Annotated in this window: 11 protein-coding genes, 11 tRNA genes, 6 rRNA genes and 1 pseudogene; 27 read left to right on the top strand and 2 right to left on the bottom strand. The window is 43.4% G+C overall.

Going from position 1 to position 24,507, the window contains the following annotated elements; all coding sequences use genetic code 11:
- The first annotated feature begins 40 nt into the window (after positions 1-40).
- From dusB to rrf (HXV90_RS14845), 20 genes are all read left to right on the top strand, one after another.
- Positions 41-1,081 (top strand): tRNA dihydrouridine synthase DusB, encoded by a 1,041-nt coding sequence (dusB, locus tag HXV90_RS14940; RefSeq protein ID WP_269897522.1) that lies wholly within the window; start codon positions 41-43, stop codon positions 1,079-1,081.
- Between the two features lie 179 nt (positions 1,082-1,260).
- The gene (gene lysS / locus HXV90_RS14935; RefSeq protein ID WP_269897521.1) at positions 1,261-2,763 is read left to right on the top strand and encodes a lysine--tRNA ligase; all 1,503 of its coding nucleotides are present in this window, start codon (positions 1,261-1,263) and stop codon (positions 2,761-2,763) included.
- A gap of 211 nt (positions 2,764-2,974) precedes the next feature.
- Positions 2,975-3,256 carry a hypothetical protein gene (locus HXV90_RS14930; RefSeq protein ID WP_048395308.1) on the top strand — a complete coding sequence of 94 codons (282 nt, stop codon included), beginning with the start codon at positions 2,975-2,977 and terminating at the stop codon, positions 3,254-3,256.
- 696 nt (positions 3,257-3,952) lie between these two features.
- Positions 3,953-5,504, top strand: a 16S ribosomal RNA gene (locus HXV90_RS14925).
- Between the two features lie 181 nt (positions 5,505-5,685).
- Positions 5,686-8,613, top strand: a 23S ribosomal RNA gene (locus HXV90_RS14920).
- Between the two features lie 116 nt (positions 8,614-8,729).
- Positions 8,730-8,845, top strand: a 5S ribosomal RNA gene (rrf, locus tag HXV90_RS14915).
- Between the two features lie 10 nt (positions 8,846-8,855).
- A tRNA-Val gene (locus HXV90_RS14910) sits at positions 8,856-8,931 on the top strand.
- A 3-nt stretch (positions 8,932-8,934) separates the two neighbouring features.
- Positions 8,935-9,010: transfer RNA gene (locus tag HXV90_RS14905), tRNA-Thr, on the top strand.
- A gap of 7 nt (positions 9,011-9,017) precedes the next feature.
- A tRNA-Lys gene (locus HXV90_RS14900) sits at positions 9,018-9,093 on the top strand.
- A gap of 17 nt (positions 9,094-9,110) precedes the next feature.
- A tRNA-Leu gene (locus HXV90_RS14895) sits at positions 9,111-9,195 on the top strand.
- Between the two features lie 37 nt (positions 9,196-9,232).
- Positions 9,233-9,307, top strand: a tRNA-Gly gene (locus HXV90_RS14890).
- Between the two features lie 5 nt (positions 9,308-9,312).
- Positions 9,313-9,401, top strand: a tRNA-Leu gene (locus HXV90_RS14885).
- A gap of 8 nt (positions 9,402-9,409) precedes the next feature.
- Positions 9,410-9,486: transfer RNA gene (locus HXV90_RS14880), tRNA-Arg, on the top strand.
- A gap of 9 nt (positions 9,487-9,495) precedes the next feature.
- Positions 9,496-9,572: transfer RNA gene (locus HXV90_RS14875), tRNA-Pro, on the top strand.
- A gap of 20 nt (positions 9,573-9,592) precedes the next feature.
- Positions 9,593-9,668, top strand: a tRNA-Ala gene (locus HXV90_RS14870).
- 143 nt (positions 9,669-9,811) lie between these two features.
- Positions 9,812-11,363: ribosomal RNA gene (locus tag HXV90_RS14865) — 16S ribosomal RNA — on the top strand.
- Between the two features lie 94 nt (positions 11,364-11,457).
- Positions 11,458-11,534: transfer RNA gene (locus HXV90_RS14860), tRNA-Ile, on the top strand.
- 12 nt (positions 11,535-11,546) lie between these two features.
- Positions 11,547-11,622 (top strand) — tRNA-Ala (locus HXV90_RS14855).
- A gap of 90 nt (positions 11,623-11,712) precedes the next feature.
- Positions 11,713-14,640: ribosomal RNA gene (locus HXV90_RS14850) — 23S ribosomal RNA — on the top strand.
- A gap of 70 nt (positions 14,641-14,710) precedes the next feature.
- A 5S ribosomal RNA gene (gene rrf / locus HXV90_RS14845) occupies positions 14,711-14,826 on the top strand.
- Together the 16S, 23S and 5S rRNA genes with 11 tRNA genes alongside form the textbook arrangement of a ribosomal RNA operon.
- A gap of 109 nt (positions 14,827-14,935) precedes the next feature.
- Here rrf (HXV90_RS14845) and HXV90_RS14840 read toward each other — a convergent pair.
- On the bottom strand, positions 14,936-15,607 hold the full coding sequence (locus tag HXV90_RS14840; protein WP_269897520.1) for a LytTR family DNA-binding domain-containing protein: 672 nt from the start codon (positions 15,605-15,607) through the stop codon (positions 14,936-14,938).
- 214 nt (positions 15,608-15,821) lie between these two features.
- On the opposite strand from HXV90_RS14840, the gene aceA reads away from it, so the two are divergent.
- A complete protein-coding gene (gene aceA, locus HXV90_RS14835) occupies positions 15,822-17,105 on the top strand; it encodes an isocitrate lyase (protein WP_004233046.1) in 1,284 nt (427 codons plus the stop codon).
- 112 nt (positions 17,106-17,217) lie between these two features.
- On the top strand, positions 17,218-18,816 hold the full coding sequence (gene aceB / locus HXV90_RS14830) for a malate synthase A (RefSeq protein WP_048395937.1): 1,599 nt from the start codon (positions 17,218-17,220) through the stop codon (positions 18,814-18,816).
- Between the two features lie 274 nt (positions 18,817-19,090).
- Here aceB and HXV90_RS14825 read toward each other — a convergent pair whose 3' ends face one another.
- Positions 19,091-19,756 carry an O-methyltransferase gene (locus HXV90_RS14825; RefSeq protein WP_269897519.1) on the bottom strand — a complete coding sequence of 222 codons (666 nt, stop codon included), beginning with the start codon at positions 19,754-19,756 and terminating at the stop codon, positions 19,091-19,093.
- 129 nt (positions 19,757-19,885) lie between these two features.
- On the opposite strand from HXV90_RS14825, the pseudogene HXV90_RS14820 reads away from it, so the two are divergent.
- The 5 genes and pseudogenes from HXV90_RS14820 to HXV90_RS14800 all read left to right on the top strand — a co-directional run bounded on the left by HXV90_RS14820 (position 19,886) and on the right by HXV90_RS14800 (position 24,466).
- A pseudogene (locus HXV90_RS14820) lies at positions 19,886-20,781 on the top strand (LysR family transcriptional regulator).
- Positions 20,782-20,853: 72 nt separating this feature from the next.
- Positions 20,854-21,249, top strand: coding sequence for a GntR family transcriptional regulator (locus tag HXV90_RS14815; protein WP_269897518.1), 396 nt, complete (start codon positions 20,854-20,856; stop codon positions 21,247-21,249).
- Between the two features lie 4 nt (positions 21,250-21,253).
- Positions 21,254-22,351, top strand: coding sequence for a DUF1648 domain-containing protein (locus HXV90_RS14810; RefSeq protein ID WP_269897517.1), 1,098 nt, complete (start codon positions 21,254-21,256; stop codon positions 22,349-22,351).
- Between the two features lie 73 nt (positions 22,352-22,424).
- Positions 22,425-23,096, top strand: coding sequence for a response regulator transcription factor (locus HXV90_RS14805; RefSeq protein WP_048395929.1), 672 nt, complete (start codon positions 22,425-22,427; stop codon positions 23,094-23,096).
- Positions 23,093-24,466, top strand: a complete 1,374-nt coding sequence (locus HXV90_RS14800) for a HAMP domain-containing sensor histidine kinase (RefSeq protein WP_269897516.1) — start codon at positions 23,093-23,095, stop codon at positions 24,464-24,466. Before HXV90_RS14805 ends, HXV90_RS14800 begins: the two co-directional genes overlap by 4 nt.
- The last annotated feature ends 41 nt before the right edge of the window (positions 24,467-24,507 follow it).

The raw sequence follows: 24,507 nt of genomic DNA, 5'->3' as shown, positions 1-24,507 counted from the left end.
AGAGAAAATAGGTAAAGCCTATAGAGGAGGAAGAAAAACGTTGAGTCAGTCAACAGAGAAGCCATTTCAAATTGGCGATATTGTCATGGACAACCGAGTAGTATTAGCGCCAATGGCTGGGATTTGTAACTCTGCTTTCCGATTAACGGTTAAGGAGTTTGGGGCAGGTCTCGTATATGCTGAAATGATTAGTGATAAGGGCATTGTCCAAAAAAATGAAAAAACATTAGGTATGCTTTATATCGATGAACGTGAAAATCCTCTTTCACTGCAAATCTTTGGTGGAGATAAAGAAACCTTAGTGGAAGCAGCAAAATATGTGGATGAAAATACGACTGCTGATATTATTGATATCAACATGGGATGTCCTGTTAATAAAATTATAAAATGTGAAGCGGGAGCACGTTTACTACTTGATCCTAATAAAGTATATGAGATGGTAGCGGCTGTTGTGGATGCTGTTAAAAAGCCTGTTAGCGTAAAAATGCGTATTGGTTGGGATGAAGAACATATCTTTGCGATTGAAAATGCTCAAGCTGTTGAGCGGGCAGGTGCAGCTGCAGTAGCAGTTCATGGTCGTACACGTGTACAAATGTATGAGGGTAAAGCGAACTGGGATTATATTCGTCAAGTGAAGGAAAATGTCAGCATTCCTGTGCTGGGTAACGGTGACGTGGAAACACCCCAAGATGCTAAACGAATGCTGGAAACTACAGGTGTGGATGCAGTAATGATTGGACGTGCTGCTTTAGGTAATCCATGGATGATCTATCGTACGGTTCAATACCTAGCAACTGGTGAATTAAAAGAAGAGCCAAGTGTACGAGAAAAAATGGACGTATGTTTACTGCACTTTGAACGACTTCTTCAATTAAAAGGGGAAGGAATTGCAGTACGGGAAATGCGTAAGCATGCATCATGGTATTTAAAAGGAATTCGAGGTAATGGTAAGGCCCGCAACGCTATTAACCAAACAGAAACTGCGGCAGAACTTCGGGTACTATTAAATAGTCTTGTACAGGAGTATGAAGAAAGCGAATCTAAATTAATTGTTCCAGAAGTTAAAGAATTAATGATATAGTTTTTATTATGGGCGTCTCTATAATTTGATAGAGGCGCCTTTTCAGCAGCACTTTTAATTTTTAGAATTATTAATTATTTTGTGTTGGATTGAAAATAAATTGAAACAGATGATTACAGCACTAAAATTGTGTACAATAGAAATATTATGGACGTAAACGCGGACAATTTACTTAAGGAGTGGAACAAGTGTCAAATATAGAAGAATTAAATGATCAACTATTGGTGAGACGCCAAAAGATGACAACGATACTAGAAAATGGACAAGACCCATTTGGAAGCCGTTTTGAGCGTACACATTTATCAACAGAAGTACGTGATCAATTTGCAGATCAAACAAAAGAACAGCTTGAGGAAAACCTTCAAGAGGTAATTATTGCGGGCCGTATTATGACGAAACGTGGTAAAGGAAAAGCTGGCTTTGCACATATTCAAGATTTAAATGGTCAAATTCAAATTTATGTTCGTCAAGATCATGTAGGCGAAGAAGCGTATGAATTATTTAAACAAGCTGATTTAGGAGATATCGTGGGTGTGCGTGGTAACGTGTTCCGTACACAAGTGGGAGAACTTTCTGTAAAGGCTGAGGAATTCACATTCCTTACAAAAGCGCTACGTCCTATGCCAGAGAAATTCCACGGCTTACAGGATGTTGAGCAACGTTATCGTCAACGTTATCTAGATTTAATGACAAACGAAGATAGCAAAAAGACATTTATCACGCGTTCGAAAATTATTCGTGCAATCCGAAATTATTTAGATAATGCTGGATACTTAGAAGTAGAAACACCAATGCTTCACACAATTGCAGGTGGCGCAGCAGCTCGTCCATTTATTACGCATCACAATGCCCTTGATATGGAATTATATATGCGAATTGCCATCGAATTGCATTTAAAACGTTTAATAGTTGGTGGTTTAGAGAAAGTTTACGAGATCGGACGTGTGTTCCGTAATGAAGGGATTTCTACACGCCACAACCCTGAATTTACAATGATTGAACTATATGAAGCATATGCTGATTATCAAGATATCATGTCTCTAACTGAAAACCTTATTGCACATGTTGCTCAAGAAGTTCTCGGTACAACTTCTGTTCAATATGGTGAAGATGAAATCAACCTTGCTGTAGGCTGGAAACGAGTTCATATGGTTGACGCTGTAAAAGAGGCAACAGGTGTAGACTTCTGGCAGCCGATGACAAAAGAACAAGCACAAGCACTTGCTAAAGAGCATGGAGTTGAAGTGAAGGATGTTCACGAAGTAGGTCATATTATCAATGAATTCTTCGAACAGAAAGTAGAAGAGACGCTTGTACAGCCTACATTTGTATATGGTCACCCTGTAGAAATCTCACCTCTTGCGAAGAAAAATCCAGAGGACGAGCGTTTTACAGATCGCTTTGAGTTATTTATCGTTCGTCGTGAGCACGCCAATGCCTTCACAGAGTTAAATGACCCTATCGACCAACGCCAACGCTTTGAAGCACAATTAGCAGAAAAAGAAGCAGGTAATGATGAGGCACATGAAATGGACAATGATTTCATTGAAGCATTAGAATACGGTATGCCTCCAACAGGTGGTTTAGGTATAGGTATTGACCGTTTAATTATGCTACTAACAAATTCACCATCAATTCGTGATGTATTATTGTTCCCAACAATGCGTCATATTACAAAATAAATTACTGCGTAGGCTCTTTATAGAGCTGCTAAAGAGCATTCAATGAATTAAGAGGAGAATTCACAGGATAGGTGAGTTCTCTTCTTTTTGCTCAATGAAAAAAATTAAGTTGTTTAAACGTAGATTATATTTAGGTTATACTTTTATAGTTCTATGTTTTTCAAATCAAATATAATAAGTATAAAAAGAAGTATTTTATTGGGGGCTTATAATGAATTACAAAATTATTAACAAACAAGTATTTGAACAGGCACAATTACGTTCTGTTTCTGATGTTCCATTTACGGAGGAAGAGCTCGAGCATGGTATGAAATTAGTCGTTGCTAAAAAAGACGAGAATCTTACTTTATATTTAGTAGAAATAGATGGCCATAAGAAATTTGATGTTCGTTGGGACGATTCTTCTGAAATCTTTAGTGGCTGGTATTCTGCATGGGATAACTTCTTGTGGTGCTTAAATATAGTTGACCCTCAAGGTAATGAAATAAAATAGGGACTATTAGAAATAAGCAGGCGCTAAAGTACTTCTACTTTAGCGCCTGCTTATTTTCATAATGCAATTTTTAAAAACCTTCTTTGACCTAAACAACTAAGTGGATTTGTAGTTTTATTTAGGAAGTAATTTTACACTAAGTTTTATGAGCTATATTTAACTTGAAAAGTAAGTAGTATTTTAATTTAAGATATTGAGATTTAATAGAAAGAGATGTATAGTAAAACAAATAATAAATAAGGAAAGATACTATGATTTACGATTCTCGTAAATACACAAATTTGCTTATTAAAGCAAGTTTGTTAAATTAAATTAGATTTTGTATAAAAAACACTTGCGAAGTTTTTTCTAACGTGATAAATTATTACTTGTCGTTAAGACGATGCAATCAACAACATTGAACTTCAAAAACAATTTGAAAAAAAGATGTTGACATGAATAATTGATTATAATATAATTTAAAAGTTGTCTCCGCTGATTTGAAAAAACATTTTAAAAAAATGTTGACAACGAAGTGAAGAAATGTTATAATTTAAAAGTTGCTGTCGAGAGATGGTTGCTAAATGAACCTTGAAAACTGAACAAGCAAAACGTAATCAATAAAGTTTTAAGTAGCTAGTTTTGCTAGTGAACAAAACAAAAATTTTGGACATCAAACATGATGCCAGCAAAACAATTTGAGCTAATCAAATTTCTTTTATGGAGAGTTTGATCCTGGCTCAGGACGAACGCTGGCGGCGTGCCTAATACATGCAAGTCGAGCGAACAGAAAAGGAGCTTGCTCCTTTGACGTTAGCGGCGGACGGGTGAGTAACACGTGGGCAACCTACCCTATAGTTTGGGATAACTCCGGGAAACCGGGGCTAATACCGAATAATCTCTTTTGCTTCATGGTGAAAGACTGAAAGACGGTTTCGGCTGTCGCTATAGGATGGGCCCGCGGCGCATTAGCTAGTTGGTGAGGTAACGGCTCACCAAGGCGACGATGCGTAGCCGACCTGAGAGGGTGATCGGCCACACTGGGACTGAGACACGGCCCAGACTCCTACGGGAGGCAGCAGTAGGGAATCTTCCACAATGGGCGAAAGCCTGATGGAGCAACGCCGCGTGAGTGAAGAAGGTTTTCGGATCGTAAAACTCTGTTGTAAGGGAAGAACAAGTACAGTAGTAACTGGCTGTACCTTGACGGTACCTTATTAGAAAGCCACGGCTAACTACGTGCCAGCAGCCGCGGTAATACGTAGGTGGCAAGCGTTGTCCGGAATTATTGGGCGTAAAGCGCGCGCAGGCGGTCCTTTAAGTCTGATGTGAAAGCCCACGGCTCAACCGTGGAGGGTCATTGGAAACTGGGGGACTTGAGTGCAGAAGAGGAAAGTGGAATTCCAAGTGTAGCGGTGAAATGCGTAGAGATTTGGAGGAACACCAGTGGCGAAGGCGACTTTCTGGTCTGTAACTGACGCTGAGGCGCGAAAGCGTGGGGAGCAAACAGGATTAGATACCCTGGTAGTCCACGCCGTAAACGATGAGTGCTAAGTGTTAGGGGGTTTCCGCCCCTTAGTGCTGCAGCTAACGCATTAAGCACTCCGCCTGGGGAGTACGGTCGCAAGACTGAAACTCAAAGGAATTGACGGGGGCCCGCACAAGCGGTGGAGCATGTGGTTTAATTCGAAGCAACGCGAAGAACCTTACCAGGTCTTGACATCCCGTTGACCACTGTAGAGATATAGTTTCCCCTTCGGGGGCAACGGTGACAGGTGGTGCATGGTTGTCGTCAGCTCGTGTCGTGAGATGTTGGGTTAAGTCCCGCAACGAGCGCAACCCTTGATCTTAGTTGCCATCATTTAGTTGGGCACTCTAAGGTGACTGCCGGTGACAAACCGGAGGAAGGTGGGGATGACGTCAAATCATCATGCCCCTTATGACCTGGGCTACACACGTGCTACAATGGACGATACAAACGGTTGCCAACTCGCGAGAGGGAGCTAATCCGATAAAGTCGTTCTCAGTTCGGATTGTAGGCTGCAACTCGCCTACATGAAGCCGGAATCGCTAGTAATCGCGGATCAGCATGCCGCGGTGAATACGTTCCCGGGCCTTGTACACACCGCCCGTCACACCACGAGAGTTTGTAACACCCGAAGTCGGTGAGGTAACCTTTTGGAGCCAGCCGCCGAAGGTGGGATAGATGATTGGGGTGAAGTCGTAACAAGGTAGCCGTATCGGAAGGTGCGGCTGGATCACCTCCTTTCTAAGGATTATTTCGGAATACAAACCTTGGGTTTGTAAGATTACGTTTTGCGTTCAGTTTTGAAGGTTCATTCTTCTGAATGAAACACTTCAAAACTTGTTCTTTGAAAACTGGATAAAACGACATTGAAATTGTAACAAACACATTTATTTTTTAAGTTTTTTTATAGGCTTAATAACTTGGTTAAGTTATTAAGGGCGCACGGCGAATGCCTTGGCACTAGGAGCCGAAGAAGGACGGCACTAACACCGATATGCTTCGGGGAGCTGTAAGTGAGCTTTGATCCGGAGATTTCCGAATGGGGGAACCCACTACGTTTAATCGCGTAGTATCTTGACGTGAATACATAGCGTCTTGAAGGCAGACCCAGGGAACTGAAACATCTAAGTACCTGGAGGAAGAGAAAGAAAAATCGATTCCCTGAGTAGCGGCGAGCGAAACGGGAAGAGCCCAAACCAAGAGGCTTGCCTCTTGGGGTTGTAGGACACTCTATACGGAGTTACAAAAGAGCGAGTTAGATGAAGCGACTTGGAAAGGTCCGCCAGAGCAGGTAAAAGCCCTGTAGTCGAAAGTTCGTTCTCTCCTGAGTGGATCCTGAGTACGGCGGAACACGTGAAATTCCGTCGGAATCCGGGAGGACCATCTCCCAAGGCTAAATACTACCTAGTGACCGATAGTGAACCAGTACCGTGAGGGAAAGGTGAAAAGCACCCCGGAAGGGGAGTGAAAGAGATCCTGAAACCGTGTGCCTACAAGTAGTTAGAGCCCGTTAATGGGTGATAGCGTGCCTTTTGTAGAATGAACCGGCGAGTTACGATTACGTGCAAGGTTAAGCTTTAGAAGGCGGAGCCGCAGCGAAAGCGAGTCTGAATAGGGCGAAATAGTACGTGGTCGTAGACCCGAAACCAGGTGATCTACCCATGTCCAGGGTGAAGGTGAGGTAACACTTACTGGAGGCCCGAACCCACGCACGTTGAAAAGTGCGGGGATGAGGTGTGGGTAGCGGAGAAATTCCAATCGAACTTGGAGATAGCTGGTTCTCTCCGAAATAGCTTTAGGGCTAGCCTCGTGATGAGAATACTGGAGGTAGAGCACTGTTTGGACTAGGGGGCCATCCCGGTTTACCGAATTCAGACAAACTCCGAATGCCAGATATTTATACACGGGAGTCAGACTGCGAGTGATAAGATCCGTAGTCAAAAGGGAAACAGCCCAGACCACCAGCTAAGGTCCCAAAGTAATCGTTAAGTGGAAAAGGATGTGGCGTTGCACAGACAACCAGGATGTTGGCTTAGAAGCAGCCATCATTTAAAGAGTGCGTAATAGCTCACTGGTCGAGTGACGCTGCGCCGAAAATGTATCGGGGCTAAACGATTCACCGAAGCTGTGGATTGACATCTATGATGTCAGTGGTAGGAGAGCGTTCTAAGTGCGTTGAAGTCAGATCGGAAGGACTGGTGGAGCGCTTAGAAGTGAGAATGCCGGTATGAGTAGCGAAAGACGGGTGAGAATCCCGTCCACCGTATGACTAAGGTTTCCTGAGGAAGGCTCGTCCGCTCAGGGTTAGTCGGGACCTAAGCCGAGGCCGATAGGCGTAGGCGATGGACAACAGGTTGATATTCCTGTACCACCTCCTCACCGTTTGAGAAATGGGGGGACGCAGTAGGATAGGGTAAGCGCGCCGTTGGTTGTGCGCGTCCAAGCAGTAAGGCGTGTGTGTAGGCAAATCCGCACACTGTAACGTTGAGCTGTGATGGCGAGTCCGTATGGACGAAGTTCCTGATTTCACACTGCCAAGAAAAGCCTCTATCGAGGTGAGAGGTGCCCGTACCGCAAACCGACACAGGTAGTCGAGGAGAGAATCCTAAGGTGTGCGAGAGAACTCTCGTTAAGGAACTCGGCAAAATGACCCCGTAACTTCGGGAGAAGGGGTGCTCTTGAGCGTGCAAGCGCATGAGAGCCGCAGTGAATAGGCCCAGGCGACTGTTTAGCAAAAACACAGGTCTCTGCAAAACCGTAAGGTGACGTATAGGGGCTGACGCCTGCCCGGTGCTGGAAGGTTAAGAGGAGTGGTTAGCGCAAGCGAAGCTGCGAATTGAAGCCCCAGTAAACGGCGGCCGTAACTATAACGGTCCTAAGGTAGCGAAATTCCTTGTCGGGTAAGTTCCGACCCGCACGAAAGGCGTAACGATCTGGGCACTGTCTCAACGAGAGACTCGGTGAAATTATAGTACCTGTGAAGATGCAGGTTACCCGCGACAGGACGGAAAGACCCCGTGGAGCTTTACTGTAGCCTGATATTGAATTTTGGTACAACTTGTACAGGATAGGTAGGAGCCAGAGATCTCGGAGCGCCAGCTTCGAAGGAGGCGTCGGTGGGATACTACCCTGGTTGTATTGAAATTCTAACCCATGCCCCTTAGCGGGGCAGGAGACAGTGTCAGGCGGACAGTTTGACTGGGGCGGTCGCCTCCTAAAAGGTAACGGAGGCGCCCAAAGGTTCCCTCAGAATGGTTGGAAATCATTCGTAGAGTGTAAAGGCACAAGGGAGCTTGACTGCGAGACCTACAAGTCGAGCAGGGTCGAAAGACGGGCTTAGTGATCCGGTGGTTCCGCATGGAAGGGCCATCGCTCAACGGATAAAAGCTACCCCGGGGATAACAGGCTTATCTCCCCCAAGAGTCCACATCGACGGGGAGGTTTGGCACCTCGATGTCGGCTCATCGCATCCTGGGGCTGTAGTCGGTCCCAAGGGTTGGGCTGTTCGCCCATTAAAGCGGTACGCGAGCTGGGTTCAGAACGTCGTGAGACAGTTCGGTCCCTATCCGTCGTGGGCGTAGGAAATTTGAGAGGAGCTGTCCTTAGTACGAGAGGACCGGGATGGACACACCGCTGGTGTACCAGTTGTCTTGCCAAAGGCATCGCTGGGTAGCTATGTGTGGACGGGATAAGTGCTGAAAGCATCTAAGCATGAAGCCCCCCTCAAGATGAGATTTCCCATTACGCAAGTAAGTAAGATCCCTCAAAGACGATGAGGTAGATAGGTTCGAGGTGGAAGTGTGGTGACACATGGAGCTGACGAATACTAATCGATCGAGGACTTAACCAAAAAAGTTTGAAACATTCAATGCACCGTTTATCCAGTTTTGAAAGAACAAGTAAGCTTTTAAAAAAAGCTTGCATTTATACTGAAATATGGTATAATAAATCTTGTCTTTTAATAAGTCTAGTGATGATGGCAAAGAGGTCACACCCGTTCCCATACCGAACACGGAAGTTAAGCTCTTTAGCGCCGATGGTAGTTGGGGGTTTCCCCCTGTGAGAGTAGGACGTCGCTAGGCATAATACCCAGGAGGATTAGCTCAGCTGGGAGAGCATCTGCCTTACAAGCAGAGGGTCGGCGGTTCGAGCCCGTCATCCTCCACCATATGCCGGTTTAGCTCAGCAGGTAGAGCAACTGACTTGTAATCAGTAGGTCGTGGGTTCGATTCCTATAGCCGGCACCATTTTTTCGAGCCATTAGCTCAGTTGGTAGAGCATCTGACTTTTAATCAGAGGGTCGAAGGTTCGAGTCCTTCATGGCTCACCATTTATAAATAATAATAAGCGGGTGTGGCGGAATTGGCAGACGCACTAGACTTAGGATCTAGCGCCGCAAGGCGTGGGGGTTCGACTCCCTTCACCCGCACCATTATTTTCATTGCCAGATAAAAAAAGCTTATGCACATGCGGAAGTAGTTCAGTGGTAGAACACCACCTTGCCAAGGTGGGGGTCGCGAGTTCGAACCTCGTCTTCCGCTCCAAATGTGCCGGGGTGGCGGAACTGGCAGACGCACAGGACTTAAAATCCTGCGGTAGGTGACTACCGTACCGGTTCGATTCCGGTCCTCGGCACCATTTTAAATGCGCCCGTAGCTCAATTGGATAGAGCGTCTGACTACGGATCAGAAGGTTATGGGTTCGACTCCTGTCGGGCGCGCCATAAGAACAACGGGAAGTAGCTCAGCTTGGTAGAGCACTTGGTTTGGGACCAAGGGGTCGCAGGTTCGAATCCTGTCTTCCCGACCATTTCCTAAAAATAAAAATATGGGGCCTTAGCTCAGCTGGGAGAGCGCCTGCCTTGCACGCAGGAGGTCAGCGGTTCGATCCCGCTAGGCTCCACCAATTCAATTACATGAACCTTGAAAACTGAACAAGCAAAACGTAATCAATAAAGTTTTAAGTAGCTAGCTTCGGTTAGTGAACGAAACACAATTTTGGACATCAAACATGATGCCAGCAAAACAATTTGAGCTAATCAAATTTCTTTTATGGAGAGTTTGATCCTGGCTCAGGACGAACGCTGGCGGCGTGCCTAATACATGCAAGTCGAGCGAACAGAAAAGGAGCTTGCTCCTTTGACGTTAGCGGCGGACGGGTGAGTAACACGTGGGCAACCTACCCTATAGTTTGGGATAACTCCGGGAAACCGGGGCTAATACCGAATAATCTCTTTTGCTTCATGGTGAAAGACTGAAAGACGGTTTCGGCTGTCGCTATAGGATGGGCCCGCGGCGCATTAGCTAGTTGGTGAGGTAACGGCTCACCAAGGCGACGATGCGTAGCCGACCTGAGAGGGTGATCGGCCACACTGGGACTGAGACACGGCCCAGACTCCTACGGGAGGCAGCAGTAGGGAATCTTCCACAATGGGCGAAAGCCTGATGGAGCAACGCCGCGTGAGTGAAGAAGGTTTTCGGATCGTAAAACTCTGTTGTAAGGGAAGAACAAGTACAGTAGTAACTGGCTGTACCTTGACGGTACCTTATTAGAAAGCCACGGCTAACTACGTGCCAGCAGCCGCGGTAATACGTAGGTGGCAAGCGTTGTCCGGAATTATTGGGCGTAAAGCGCGCGCAGGCGGTCCTTTAAGTCTGATGTGAAAGCCCACGGCTCAACCGTGGAGGGTCATTGGAAACTGGGGGACTTGAGTGCAGAAGAGGAAAGTGGAATTCCAAGTGTAGCGGTGAAATGCGTAGAGATTTGGAGGAACACCAGTGGCGAAGGCGACTTTCTGGTCTGTAACTGACGCTGAGGCGCGAAAGCGTGGGGAGCAAACAGGATTAGATACCCTGGTAGTCCACGCCGTAAACGATGAGTGCTAAGTGTTAGGGGGTTTCCGCCCCTTAGTGCTGCAGCTAACGCATTAAGCACTCCGCCTGGGGAGTACGGTCGCAAGACTGAAACTCAAAGGAATTGACGGGGGCCCGCACAAGCGGTGGAGCATGTGGTTTAATTCGAAGCAACGCGAAGAACCTTACCAGGTCTTGACATCCCGTTGACCACTGTAGAGATATAGTTTCCCCTTCGGGGGCAACGGTGACAGGTGGTGCATGGTTGTCGTCAGCTCGTGTCGTGAGATGTTGGGTTAAGTCCCGCAACGAGCGCAACCCTTGATCTTAGTTGCCATCATTTAGTTGGGCACTCTAAGGTGACTGCCGGTGACAAACCGGAGGAAGGTGGGGATGACGTCAAATCATCATGCCCCTTATGACCTGGGCTACACACGTGCTACAATGGACGATACAAACGGTTGCCAACTCGCGAGAGGGAGCTAATCCGATAAAGTCGTTCTCAGTTCGGATTGTAGGCTGCAACTCGCCTACATGAAGCCGGAATCGCTAGTAATCGCGGATCAGCATGCCGCGGTGAATACGTTCCCGGGCCTTGTACACACCGCCCGTCACACCACGAGAGTTTGTAACACCCGAAGTCGGTGAGGTAACCTTTTGGAGCCAGCCGCCGAAGGTGGGATAGATGATTGGGGTGAAGTCGTAACAAGGTAGCCGTATCGGAAGGTGCGGCTGGATCACCTCCTTTCTAAGGATTATTTCGGAATACAAACCTTGGGTTTGTAAGATTACGTTTTGCGTTCAGTTTTGAAGGTTTATGAAATTTAATAAAACTTCCAAGAGGGCCTATAGCTCAGCTGGTTAGAGCGCACGCCTGATAAGCGTGAGGTCGATGGTTCGAGTCCATTTAGGCCCACCATATATACCTCTTGGGGCCTTAGCTCAGCTGGGAGAGCGCCTGCCTTGCACGCAGGAGGTCAGCGGTTCGATCCCGCTAGGCTCCACCATTTTTTTGTTCTTTGAAAACTGGATAAAACGACATTGAAATTGTAACAAATACATTTATTTTTTAAGTTTTTTTATAGGCTTAATAACTTGGTTAAGTTATTAAGGGCGCACGGCGAATGCCTTGGCACTAGGAGCCGAAGAAGGACGGCACTAACACCGATATGCTTCGGGGAGCTGTAAGTGAGCTTTGATCCGGAGATTTCCGAATGGGGGAACCCACTACGTTTAATCGCGTAGTATCTTGACGTGAATACATAGCGTCTTGAAGGCAGACCCAGGGAACTGAAACATCTAAGTACCTGGAGGAAGAGAAAGAAAAATCGATTCCCTGAGTAGCGGCGAGCGAAACGGGAAGAGCCCAAACCAAGAGGCTTGCCTCTTGGGGTTGTAGGACACTCTATACGGAGTTACAAAAGAGCGAGTTAGATGAAGCGACTTGGAAAGGTCCGCCAGAGCAGGTAAAAGCCCTGTAGTCGAAAGTTCGTTCTCTCCTGAGTGGATCCTGAGTACGGCGGAACACGTGAAATTCCGTCGGAATCCGGGAGGACCATCTCCCAAGGCTAAATACTACCTAGTGACCGATAGTGAACCAGTACCGTGAGGGAAAGGTGAAAAGCACCCCGGAAGGGGAGTGAAAGAGATCCTGAAACCGTGTGCCTACAAGTAGTTAGAGCCCGTTAATGGGTGATAGCGTGCCTTTTGTAGAATGAACCGGCGAGTTACGATTACGTGCAAGGTTAAGCTTTAGAAGGCGGAGCCGCAGCGAAAGCGAGTCTGAATAGGGCGAAATAGTACGTGGTCGTAGACCCGAAACCAGGTGATCTACCCATGTCCAGGGTGAAGGTGAGGTAACACTTACTGGAGGCCCGAACCCACGCACGTTGAAAAGTGCGGGGATGAGGTGTGGGTAGCGGAGAAATTCCAATCGAACTTGGAGATAGCTGGTTCTCTCCGAAATAGCTTTAGGGCTAGCCTCGTGATGAGAATACTGGAGGTAGAGCACTGTTTGGACTAGGGGGCCATCCCGGTTTACCGAATTCAGACAAACTCCGAATGCCAGATATTTATACACGGGAGTCAGACTGCGAGTGATAAGATCCGTAGTCAAAAGGGAAACAGCCCAGACCACCAGCTAAGGTCCCAAAGTAATCGTTAAGTGGAAAAGGATGTGGCGTTGCACAGACAACCAGGATGTTGGCTTAGAAGCAGCCATCATTTAAAGAGTGCGTAATAGCTCACTGGTCGAGTGACGCTGCGCCGAAAATGTATCGGGGCTAAACGATTCACCGAAGCTGTGGATTGACATCTATGATGTCAGTGGTAGGAGAGCGTTCTAAGTGCGTTGAAGTCAGATCGGAAGGACTGGTGGAGCGCTTAGAAGTGAGAATGCCGGTATGAGTAGCGAAAGACGGGTGAGAATCCCGTCCACCGTATGACTAAGGTTTCCTGAGGAAGGCTCGTCCGCTCAGGGTTAGTCGGGACCTAAGCCGAGGCCGATAGGCGTAGGCGATGGACAACAGGTTGATATTCCTGTACCACCTCCTCACCGTTTGAGAAATGGGGGGACGCAGTAGGATAGGGTAAGCGCGCCGTTGGTTGTGCGCGTCCAAGCAGTAAGGCGTGTGTGTAGGCAAATCCGCACACTGTAACGTTGAGCTGTGATGGCGAGTCCGTATGGACGAAGTTCCTGATTTCACACTGCCAAGAAAAGCCTCTATCGAGGTGAGAGGTGCCCGTACCGCAAACCGACACAGGTAGTCGAGGAGAGAATCCTAAGGTGTGCGAGAGAACTCTCGTTAAGGAACTCGGCAAAATGACCCCGTAACTTCGGGAGAAGGGGTGCTCTTGAGCGTGCAAGCGCATGAGAGCCGCAGTGAATAGGCCCAGGCGACTGTTTAGCAAAAACACAGGTCTCTGCAAAACCGTAAGGTGACGTATAGGGGCTGACGCCTGCCCGGTGCTGGAAGGTTAAGAGGAGTGGTTAGCGCAAGCGAAGCTGCGAATTGAAGCCCCAGTAAACGGCGGCCGTAACTATAACGGTCCTAAGGTAGCGAAATTCCTTGTCGGGTAAGTTCCGACCCGCACGAAAGGCGTAACGATCTGGGCACTGTCTCAACGAGAGACTCGGTGAAATTATAGTACCTGTGAAGATGCAGGTTACCCGCGACAGGACGGAAAGACCCCGTGGAGCTTTACTGTAGCCTGATATTGAATTTTGGTACAACTTGTACAGGATAGGTAGGAGCCAGAGATCTCGGAGCGCCAGCTTCGAAGGAGGCGTCGGTGGGATACTACCCTGGTTGTATTGAAATTCTAACCCATGCCCCTTAGCGGGGCAGGAGACAGTGTCAGGCGGACAGTTTGACTGGGGCGGTCGCCTCCTAAAAGGTAACGGAGGCGCCCAAAGGTTCCCTCAGAATGGTTGGAAATCATTCGTAGAGTGTAAAGGCACAAGGGAGCTTGACTGCGAGACCTACAAGTCGAGCAGGGTCGAAAGACGGGCTTAGTGATCCGGTGGTTCCGCATGGAAGGGCCATCGCTCAACGGATAAAAGCTACCCCGGGGATAACAGGCTTATCTCCCCCAAGAGTCCACATCGACGGGGAGGTTTGGCACCTCGATGTCGGCTCATCGCATCCTGGGGCTGTAGTCGGTCCCAAGGGTTGGGCTGTTCGCCCATTAAAGCGGTACGCGAGCTGGGTTCAGAACGTCGTGAGACAGTTCGGTCCCTATCCGTCGTGGGCGTAGGAAATTTGAGAGGAGCTGTCCTTAGTACGAGAGGACCGGGATGGACACACCGCTGGTGTACCAGTTGTCTTGCCAAAGGCATCGCTGGGTAGCTATGTGTGGACGGGATAAGTGCTGAAAGCATCTAAGCATGAAGCCCCCCTCAAGATGAGATTTCCCATTACGCAAGTAAGTAAGATCCCTCAAAGACGATGAGGTAGATAGGTTCGAGGTGGAAGTGTGGTGACACATGGAGCTGACGAATACTAATCGATCGAGGACTTAACCAAAAAAGTTTAAAACATTCAATGCACCGTTTATCCAGTTTTGAAAGAACAAATCTTTCAATTAAATACAAAGTCTAGTGATGATGGCAAAGAGGTCACACCCGTTCCCATACCGAACACGGAAGTTAAGCTCTTTAGCGCCGATGGTAGTTGGGGGCTTCCCCCTGTGAGAGTAGGACGTCGCTAGGCAAAAGAAAGATCAGAGAATAAATTCTCTGATCTTTTTTGCTTTTTTGTTGTCTCAAATTAAGAAGATAGTTTAAAGTAGGCTGTCCCCGGAAAAAGACAGCCGTATATACTAAAACTCAAGAGCACTCCGAAGATCATTTAAATAAGATTGACTTACTGGTAACTCACTTCCATCAATTAAAGTGACAATAAAATTTGACGTTAAATCACGTGCCATTTTTTTTATGAAATGTATATTTACAATGTAAGATCTATGGATACGAATAAAATATGATGGTAATCGTAATTGAAGTTCTTTAAGTGTAATACTTGTTTTATACTGATCCCCCTCTACATAAAACCATGTTTTTTTCTGTAGGCTTTCAATATGAGATATTTTATTAATTGCTACAGGATTCCATTCCTCCTCTTGCTTTCCAGTTAAAAATTGAAATGGTTCTGCTCTTTTTGCTGTAAATGATGACGGTAGGACAATGACGAGAGCAGCAGGCTTATTTTGAATGTATATGGGATAACCAATGCCATAATATGGCGTATCGAAAAGGGAATTATCTAAAATAGCATCTGTTTTTTTTTGAGTCTTTAACACTTGGTCGGCAATACTCCCAGGTAATACTTGTTGACCTATCTCTAAATGAATACTTTGGTGACCAGAGTGAAAATAAACATAAGCATTTTCAACAGCAATAGCAATGGATGAATCAGCAGGTATCCAGTCTTTCAACATAAAAATATATTGTTGCGAAATATCTTTTACGAAAGAATTTAACTCATTGTTCATTGTGAATATCCCCCTTGTTTGTAAACAGTCTTCCAAATTTCATCGTCAAAAAAGGTAGTTTTATCCTTAAAATTTGATCTTTTATCGAAAAATAATGAAAATTCAAATAGTCTGTTATATATTAATTTACAACAAATAAACCTGTTATGGAACAGATAATTAAAAGTTTTTTAACAGAGTATATTGTACACAAAGGGGAAGGTGGAATTTCAATATGTCAACTCGTCAAGAAAGAATCGAAGCTTTAGAAAAACAATGGGCTGAAAACCCACGTTGGGCTGGTATTGAACGCACATATTCAGCTGAAGAAGTTGTTAAATTACAGGGGACAGTAGTAATTGAACAAACACTAGCACAAAAAGGTGCTACTCGACTTTGGAATTCATTACATGAGGAACCGTTTATCAATGCATTGGGGGCATTAACGGGGAATCAGGCAGTACAACAAGTAAAAGCTGGATTAAAGGCTATCTATCTATCAGGCTGGCAAGTAGCTGCTGATGCAAACCTGTCTGGTCAAATGTATCCTGACCAATCATTATATCCAGCTAACTCTGTACCAGCAGTAGTAAAACGAATTAATCAAGCGCTTCAACGTGCAGATCAAATTGATCATGCTGAAGGACGTGTTGATCAATTTGATTGGTTCGCGCCAATCGTAGCAGACGCAGAAGCAGGTTTTGGTGGGCCTCTAAACGTATTCGAGCTTGTAAAAGGTATGATTGAAGCAGGAGCAGCGGGTGTTCACTTAGAAGATCAATTAGCATCTGAAAAGAAATGTGGACACCTTGGAGGTAAAGTATTACTTCCAACACAAAATGCTGTTCGTAACTTAGTAGCTGCACGTTTAGCAACAGATGTTATGGGTGTAGATACAATTTTAATTGCACGTACAGATGCTGATGCTGCTGATATGGTTACATCAGATATTGATCCACGTGATGCAGAATTCATCACTGGTGAACGCACACCTGAAGGCTTCTTCCGTACAAAAGCTGGAATCAAACAAGCAATTGCTCGTGGTTTAGCTTACGCTCCATATGCAGATTTAATTTGGTGTGAAACTTCTAAACCATCACTTGAAGAAGCTAGAGAATTTGCTGAAGCTATTCATGCTGAGTTCCCAGGTAAAATGCTTGCATACAACTGCTCACCTTCATTCAACTGGAAGGCAAATCTTTCAGAAGAAGAAATTGCAGAGTATCAACGTGAACTTGGTAAGTTGGGTTACAAATTCCAATTCGTTACTTTAGCAGGTTTCCATGCACTTAACCACTCTATGTTTGAGCTTGCTCATGACTATAAAGATAATGGTATGGCTGCATATTCTAAGCTACAACAAGCAGAATTTGCTTCTGAGTCTAAAGGCTATACAGCTACACGTCACCAACGCGAAGTAGGTACTGGATACTTTGATGAAATCTCTCAAGTTATCTCTGGCGGTACTTCTTCTACAACAGCAATGGCAGGTTCTACTGAAACAGAACAGTTTGTATAAGTCGTAGTTTAAATACGTGTTTTCCTAAATTCATAATCATAGAATAGTCTCCTCCGCTCCTCCTAAAGCGGAGGATGACGAAACTAAAATGGCAAAGGTGGGTAAACAGCTAATGGAACAAGCAACGACAGGTAAGCTTAAAATTGTTGGAGAACAAAATGAGCAAACTAATGAAATTTTGACACCTGAAGCTCTTGAATTTGTTCTTGCTCTGCACGAAAAATTTGATGCTCGTCGCAAGGAGCTGTTGGAGGCTCGACAAGAACGCCAAAAACGACTTGATGCGGGAGAGAAGCTGGATTTCCTACCAGAGACAAAGCATATTCGGGAAGGTGATTGGGTAATCGCACCACTTCCAAACGACTTGCAAGATCGCCGTGTTGAAATTACAGGGCCAGTTGATCGGAAAATGGTTATTAATGCGTTAAATTCTGGAGCAAAAATGTTCATGGCATGCTTTGAAGATGCATCTTCTCCGACATGGGAAAATATGATTGGCGGTCAAATTAATATGCGTGATGCTATTAATAAGACGATTGAGTTTACACAAGAATCCAATGGTAAAACATATAAATTAAATGATGAGACAGCAGTGCTGTTAGTTCGTCCACGAGGTCTACACTTGCTTGAGAAACATGTCCTGGTGGATGGAGAGCCGATTTCTGGCAGTTTCTTTGACTTCGGTTTATATCTATTCCACAATGCCAAAAACGCACTTGCACAAGGTACAGGGCCATATTTCTATCTACCAAAACTTGAAAGCCATTTAGAGGCTCGACTATGGAATGATGTCTTTGTGTTTGCTCAAGATTATATTGGTATTCCACAGGGGACAATAAAAGCTACTGTATTAATCGAAACGATTTTAGCAGCGTTTGAGATGGATGAAATTTTATATGAGCTACGTGAACATTCAGCTGGTTTGAATTGCGGTCGTTGGGATTATATTTTCAGCTATATTAAGCGTCTACGCAATCAAGCTGATGTTATTTTGCCAGACCGTGGGCAAGTAACGATGACAGTACCTTTTATGAAAGCCTATACATCTTTATGTATTCAAACATGTCACAAGCGAAATGCACCAGCAATGGGCGGAATGGCAGCTCAAATTCCAGTTAAAAATGACGATGAGGCGAATGCAGTGGCATTTGCAAAGGTGGCAGAAGATAAACGTCGTGAGGCAACAGAGGGGCACGACGGTACATGGGTAGCACATCCTGGTATGGTTGCAACAGCGATGGAGCAATTTGATGCTATTATGACAACGCCTAACCAAATTCATAAAAAGCGTGAGGATGTACAAGTATCTGCCGAAGATTTAGTAGCTGTACCAGAAGGAACAATAACAATTGAAGGTCTACGTATTAACTGTAGTGTTGGTGTACAATATATTGCTTCATGGCTTCGAGGTAACGGAGCTGCACCAATTAATAACTTGATGGAGGATGCTGCAACAGCAGAAATCTCTCGTACACAAGTATGGCAATGGATCCGTCATCCGAAAGGAATCTTAGATGATGGACGTGGTATTACACTAGCATTTGTTTTAGAAATATTGGAAGAAGAACTTGTGAAAATTAAAGAGGCTGTTGGGGAACAAGCTTATAACAGTGGTCGCTATGAAGAAGCTGCTGAACTGTTTAAATCCTTAATTGAACAAGATGAATTTGCGGAATTCTTGACACTTCCAGGGTATGAAAAATTAGCGTAAAATACAAGTCTACTATCCAACATATCAAACTTTCCTAATAACTATCTAAGGATTGCACTCGAGTACAATCCAGCCTATTCCACTAACATAACGTGACGGGGTCTGTTCCCCCGTTTAGAGAGATGAGCACGATTGAATTAAAAGGGGTCTATAAATAAAAGTTAAGAGATTTTAAGGGGTAAAGATGTCTTACTAGCTTAGATGGGGAGCAGTAAGGCATCTTTTATATAGTACATCCGCGTAACTACTTTTTTAGTTACGCGGTTTTTCTATGCTAATTTACTACGGCTAGTACAAAGCCGTCATACCCTTTGACACCCACTGTTTGTATAGCCGTTGCTTCAATTCTTGGGTTTGCTTTTACTAAATCTATAAATTCTTGTACGCCTCTAACACGTTCATCCTCACTATTTTCATTAGTTACCTCACCATTACGTACAACATTATCTGCAATGATAAGAGCGCCAGATTTTGCTAATTTTAAAGCCCACTTCAAGTAAGCGGGGTTATTAGGTTTATCAGCATCAATAAAGATAAAGTCAAATAATAGTCCAGCGTTTTTTAAGTTTGGTAATGTATCTAGGGCATTTCCTACAATGACCTCAACCTTTGGTCCATACCCTGCATTCGCTATATTTTGCTTGGCAACTTTGGCGTACTCTTCATTAATTTCTAATGTCACAACTTTTCCTGCCTGAGGAAGAGCTTGGGCTAAACAAATACTGCTATAGCCTCCAAGTGTGCCGATCTCTAAAATATTTACCGCACTTTTCATTTTTGCGAGTAAATATAATAGTCTCCCTTGAGTAGGAGATACATCAATCTCTGGAATACCTGCAGCTTTATTAGCCTGTAGTGCAGTATTAAGATGTTCGTTTTCTGAAAGGAGCTTAGTCATGAAATAGTCATCTACGTATTGCCAAACATTTAATTCTGTCATTATACAGTCCTCATTTCATTATGCTTTAAAGTGCAAGCTTGCCAATCAAGTGTATGATAGAATGAATCATAATAAAAATATATTATTATTATTAATACATAACTAAAGATTATGAATTGAGGTTAAATCATGAATAGTCATGGCTTAAAATTGTTTTATCAAGTTGCGGTTACAGGCAGTTTTACAAAAGCTGCAGAAATGCTATGCATAAGTCAACCTGCAGTTTCAAGTCAAATCAAACGTTTTGAACATGAAATTGGAGTCCAGCTATTTCAACAACAGGGACGTGGTGTAGTACTTTTACTGAATTCGGTGTGACACTAGCAGAAAAAGCTCAAAATCTTATTGCTCTTGAGCAACATATTGAAACATTTATAGAAGATTATCGACTTGCAAGAACTGGGAATTTACACATTGTTGCAACTTTCTTACCTGCTAATTTTTTAATTCCTAAATGGGCGGCTACTTTCAAGGCTGCTAATGAACAGGCGAATTTAATGATTACAACAACCAACACAAAGGATGCCTTTGAACAGTTAATAAACTATAAAGCGGATATGGCTATTTACGGTGGGGGAATGTCTGAAAGACCTAAGGAAATAGAGTGGGAGGAATTATATGAGGATGAATTATGGTTTGTAGTATCGCCAAATCATCGCTATGCACATCAATCTATTACATTAGTTGAAATGTTTCAGGAGCCTTTTATTATGAGAGAAGTAGGTAGTTCGATGAGGGAGCATCTTTTCTCATTATGTCAAACATACCAAGTGAGACCACCAAATATCGCACTCCAATTTAATGGTATTCATGAAACCATTCGCTCAGTCATGGCGGGCTATGGTGCAAATTTTATTTCTTCTCTTGCGGTTAGAGAGTATGTAGAGAGTGGGCAATTGGCGAGAGTTTATGTGAAGGATATACATGCCATTAAACATAAAATTGCAATTTGTACAAGGAATAATGAGAAGCAGAATTTACTTGTGCAAAGGTTTATTGAAACCATAAAAAATTCCCCCATTTAAACATTTGAATCTCATGCAAGGTGGAGAGAAATTTGTTATATTAGTTGTATAACAAATGTGGAGCTGATAAACATGTTTATTCAAATAGAATTTCAATCAGACGTACCTATTTATGAGCAGGTAACACGTCAAATTATCGAAGGAATTGCTAGAGGAGAAATGAAGCCAGGTGATACTTTGCCGTCTGTGCGGAGTTTAGCTGCCGATTTAGGTGTTAATATGCATACTGTTAATAAGAGTTATCATGAATTAGAGGCGAAAGGGATTATTACCATTCGGCCAAAATCTGGAGCTATTATAAGTTCAGCAGAGGAGAGAGCTTTATCACCTGAGCAACTACGACAAATCGAAAAGAATTTAAAACCTGTTGTGGCAGAAGGAATGGTGCTCGGCGCAACAGCTGACCAAATTGAGCACATGATGAAAAAAGTATTTGCTGATTTGCAAATTCCAGCAGAGGGAGTGTAGCAAAATGCTACTTGGCGTTTTTATAACCATTTACATCATGACATTAGCTTTGCAAATAGTCGTTCCCTATATTGTAAGAGAGACTATCGTTTTTGGAGTCACAGTGCCTGATCAAATTATTAAGCATCCCATCTTAGCTCAGTTGAAAAAACAGTATGTGCAGTTCGTAGGGGGAACAGGGATAGTTTTTCTAATCATCATGATTATAAGTTACAATCAATTTGCTCCTTCTGAAGCTATTCAAAGTATTGTTTTATTAAGCTGTTTGTTTAGTATGCTTACAGTAAGTATGGCGTTGTATTGGATAAATCATCAAAAGGTATCGAAGTTGAAAAAACAAGAGCAGTGGGGTGCAAATATTAAACAAGTACGGGCAGTGGATTTAACTGCAAGAAGTCGTGATGAAATGCTTCCTTGGTCTTTTTTTGCTGTACCATTAGGAATATCCGTATTTTTGATCATTTACACATACCTTCATTATGATCTCATGCCAAATGATATAGCAGTACATTGGGGGCCAAGTGGCGAAGCCGATGCCTGGAGAAACAAGACCTATTTTACGGCTATTTCACTGCCATTGGTAATGCTAATGATGCAATGTATGATGTGGGGAATTACCGACTCCATTAAACGTTCTGCAATTAAATTAGCTGTAAATCGCAAAGAGGAATCGTTGGAGGATCAGCTAAAAACACGAAAATACATGAGTTGGCAAATACTACTGATAAGTTCTGCGTTAACAGCTTTATTAACAATTTTACAATTAAGCAACATCTATCCTTCTATGACAGTAGGCTATAAGCTATTACCAGTATTTATTTTGTTCTTAGTTGTTTTGCTGGGTTCATTACTGATATATGTGGTGAAAAAGTATAAACATAAAGTACGCTATGAAGCAAATATAGATTCCCAGGTAATGGACGTGGATGAGGATCGTTATTGGAAGGGCGGCTTAATTTATATGAATCGACAAGACCCATCCGTTTTTGTGGAGAAACGCTTCGGGGTAGGATGGACCATGAACCTTGCCAATCCTAGAGGCTATATTGTGATTGGTTTACCTTTTCTCTTATTGCTGTTGATTTCTATATTTTCGTTATAAAATAATAGTAATTTGTGATGAAAAAATTCGTTCTATATGATCGGATTTTTTCTTATTAACTGGAGGTGGGCAGATGAAGATCCTTGTTGTCGATGATGACGTTCATATTTTACAGCTAGTCAATATTTATCTTACAAAGGAAGGCTACCAAGTGCTACTTGCTGAAAATGCAAAGCAGGCACTAGCCTTACTCGAAGGGAATCTGCCTGATTTAGCTGTAGTCGATGTGATGATGCCAGGAATGGATGGTTTTACACTAACAGAGTATTTAACTCAAGATTATGATATTCCTGTTTTATTATTAACAGCAAAAGGTGAGCTAGAGGATAAAGAACGTGGCTTTTTAGCAGGATCTGACGATTATGTTGTAAAGCCCTTTGAACCAAAGGAATTATTATTTCGTATAGCTGCAATTTTGAGGAGATTTGATAAAAAAAATCAAGTAACTATTCAAGTAGGTAAACTAGTAATTGACCGACGAAGCTTTGAGGTTGTAATAGGGGAAAATACACTTATATTACCTTTAAAGGAATTTGAATTACTGGCTTTGTTAGCATCACGCCCCCATCAAGTATTTACTCGCAGCTATATTATGGAACAAGTATGGGGCTATGACTATGATGGAGATGAGCAAACGTTAAATACGCATGTGAAGCGGATTCGTGAAAGATTAAACCGATATGACACGGCTGTTGAAATTACAACAGTAAGAGGTGTTGGCTATAAGCTAGAGGAAACAACATGAAAACGTTATATAGTAAATTTGTTGTAACAACAATGCTAGTAATGATCGGAAGCTTATGTATGGGCTTTTTGGTAACGAATACCTATTACCATCAAGTTGTAAAAGAAAAAAATGATGCGAAAAACGTTAGCATAGCACAGGATATTGTGCATTATATTGAGACAAACAAACCAGAAGATTTAAATAGCTATCTAACAACCTTGGGTGAAATCGGCTATCAAATATATGTGACAACTGGTGAGGAGGGGCATTTTTTTGGCGGTCCATATCGTGATAAAACATTGTCAACATCTGTTGTGGAGCATGTTTTAAATGGGCAAACCTATCATGGTATGCGAGATTTTCCTAAAGAAACCTTTGTAACAGGATTTTTTGCTAACGAACTGAATAATACAATTGGTGTGCCATTTACCTATGAAAGTAAGTCCTATGCACTATTCATAAGACCAGATATTCGTTTATTGTTTTCTGAGGTGCATACAATACTTGCAGGATTAATGTTGGTTATGACAGTACTGAGTCTTCTTGCCATGCTACTATTTGCTAAAGCATTAATTCGCCCCATTACGAAGTTAACAGCAGCCACTCAACAGCTAGCACATGAAAAATTTGATACAGTTCTAGATATTGATCGTGCAGATGAAATTGGTCAATTAGCATCAAGCTTTAATAGAATGACCGAGAGATTACAGGAAAATGATCGTACACGGAAGGAATTTATTAGTAATGTATCACATGATTTTCAGTCGCCTTTATTAAATATTCAAGGGTATGTAGATTTACTGAAAAATCCTTCCCTTACTGAACAGGAAAGACAGGAATATGCAGCAATCATAGAGCTAGAAACAAAACGCCTATCTACATTAACCAAACAGTTATTATTATTAACTTCCCTTGACCAATCGACAAGAATTGTAAAACGAGAGTCTTATCGTTTAGATGAACAGTTAAAGGAAACCGTACGAAAGTATCGCTGGCAAATGGAAGAGTCACAGCTTCAAATATCATATAAGCTTGAGCAAATTATTTTTGATGGCGATGCAGGGCTTTTACAAAATGTATGGGATAATTTACTGACAAATGCCATTAAATATAATGTAGAGGGTGGGCAAATACATCTACATTTACAAAAAAGATCTGCCGCACTTGAAATTCTTGTTGAGGACAGTGGGATAGGAATGACTGAGGATCAATTAGCAAAAGCATATGACCGTTTTTATCGCGCCGATGCGTCTAGAACCAAGCAAGGGACAGGGCTAGGCTTAGCGATTGTCAAACAAATTGTTGAGCTACATGGAGGGACCATACAGATGCAAAGTACGATGCATGCGGGCACAAAGGTTTATATCCATCTACCAATTTTGTCATAAGGAGTTCATATAAAGTTCATGTTCACACGATAAACTGCTAC

The sequence above is a fragment of the Lysinibacillus sp. JK80 genome (assembly GCF_027557635.1).
Taxonomy (GTDB): Bacteria; Bacillota; Bacilli; order Bacillales_A; family Planococcaceae; genus Lysinibacillus; species Lysinibacillus capsici.
Note: the sequence above shows the minus strand (reverse complement) of the source record. Positions and strands in the feature narration are given on the sequence as shown.

Coding starts and splice junctions, on each gene's coding strand:
- aceA (WP_004233046.1), top strand. CDS start 15,822: ATGTCAACTCGTCAAGAAAGAATCGAAGCTTTAGAAAAACAATGGGCT.
- HXV90_RS14805 (WP_048395929.1), top strand. CDS start 22,425: ATGAAGATCCTTGTTGTCGATGATGACGTTCATATTTTACAGCTAGTC.
- HXV90_RS14815 (WP_269897518.1), top strand. CDS start 20,854: ATGTTTATTCAAATAGAATTTCAATCAGACGTACCTATTTATGAGCAG.
- aceB (WP_048395937.1), top strand. CDS start 17,218: ATGGAACAAGCAACGACAGGTAAGCTTAAAATTGTTGGAGAACAAAAT.
- HXV90_RS14825 (WP_269897519.1), bottom strand. CDS start 19,756: ATGACAGAATTAAATGTTTGGCAATACGTAGATGACTATTTCATGACT.
- HXV90_RS14840 (WP_269897520.1), bottom strand. CDS start 15,607: ATGAACAATGAGTTAAATTCTTTCGTAAAAGATATTTCGCAACAATAT.
- HXV90_RS14930 (WP_048395308.1), top strand. CDS start 2,975: ATGAATTACAAAATTATTAACAAACAAGTATTTGAACAGGCACAATTA.
- HXV90_RS14800 (WP_269897516.1), top strand. CDS start 23,093: ATGAAAACGTTATATAGTAAATTTGTTGTAACAACAATGCTAGTAATG.
- HXV90_RS14810 (WP_269897517.1), top strand. CDS start 21,254: ATGCTACTTGGCGTTTTTATAACCATTTACATCATGACATTAGCTTTG.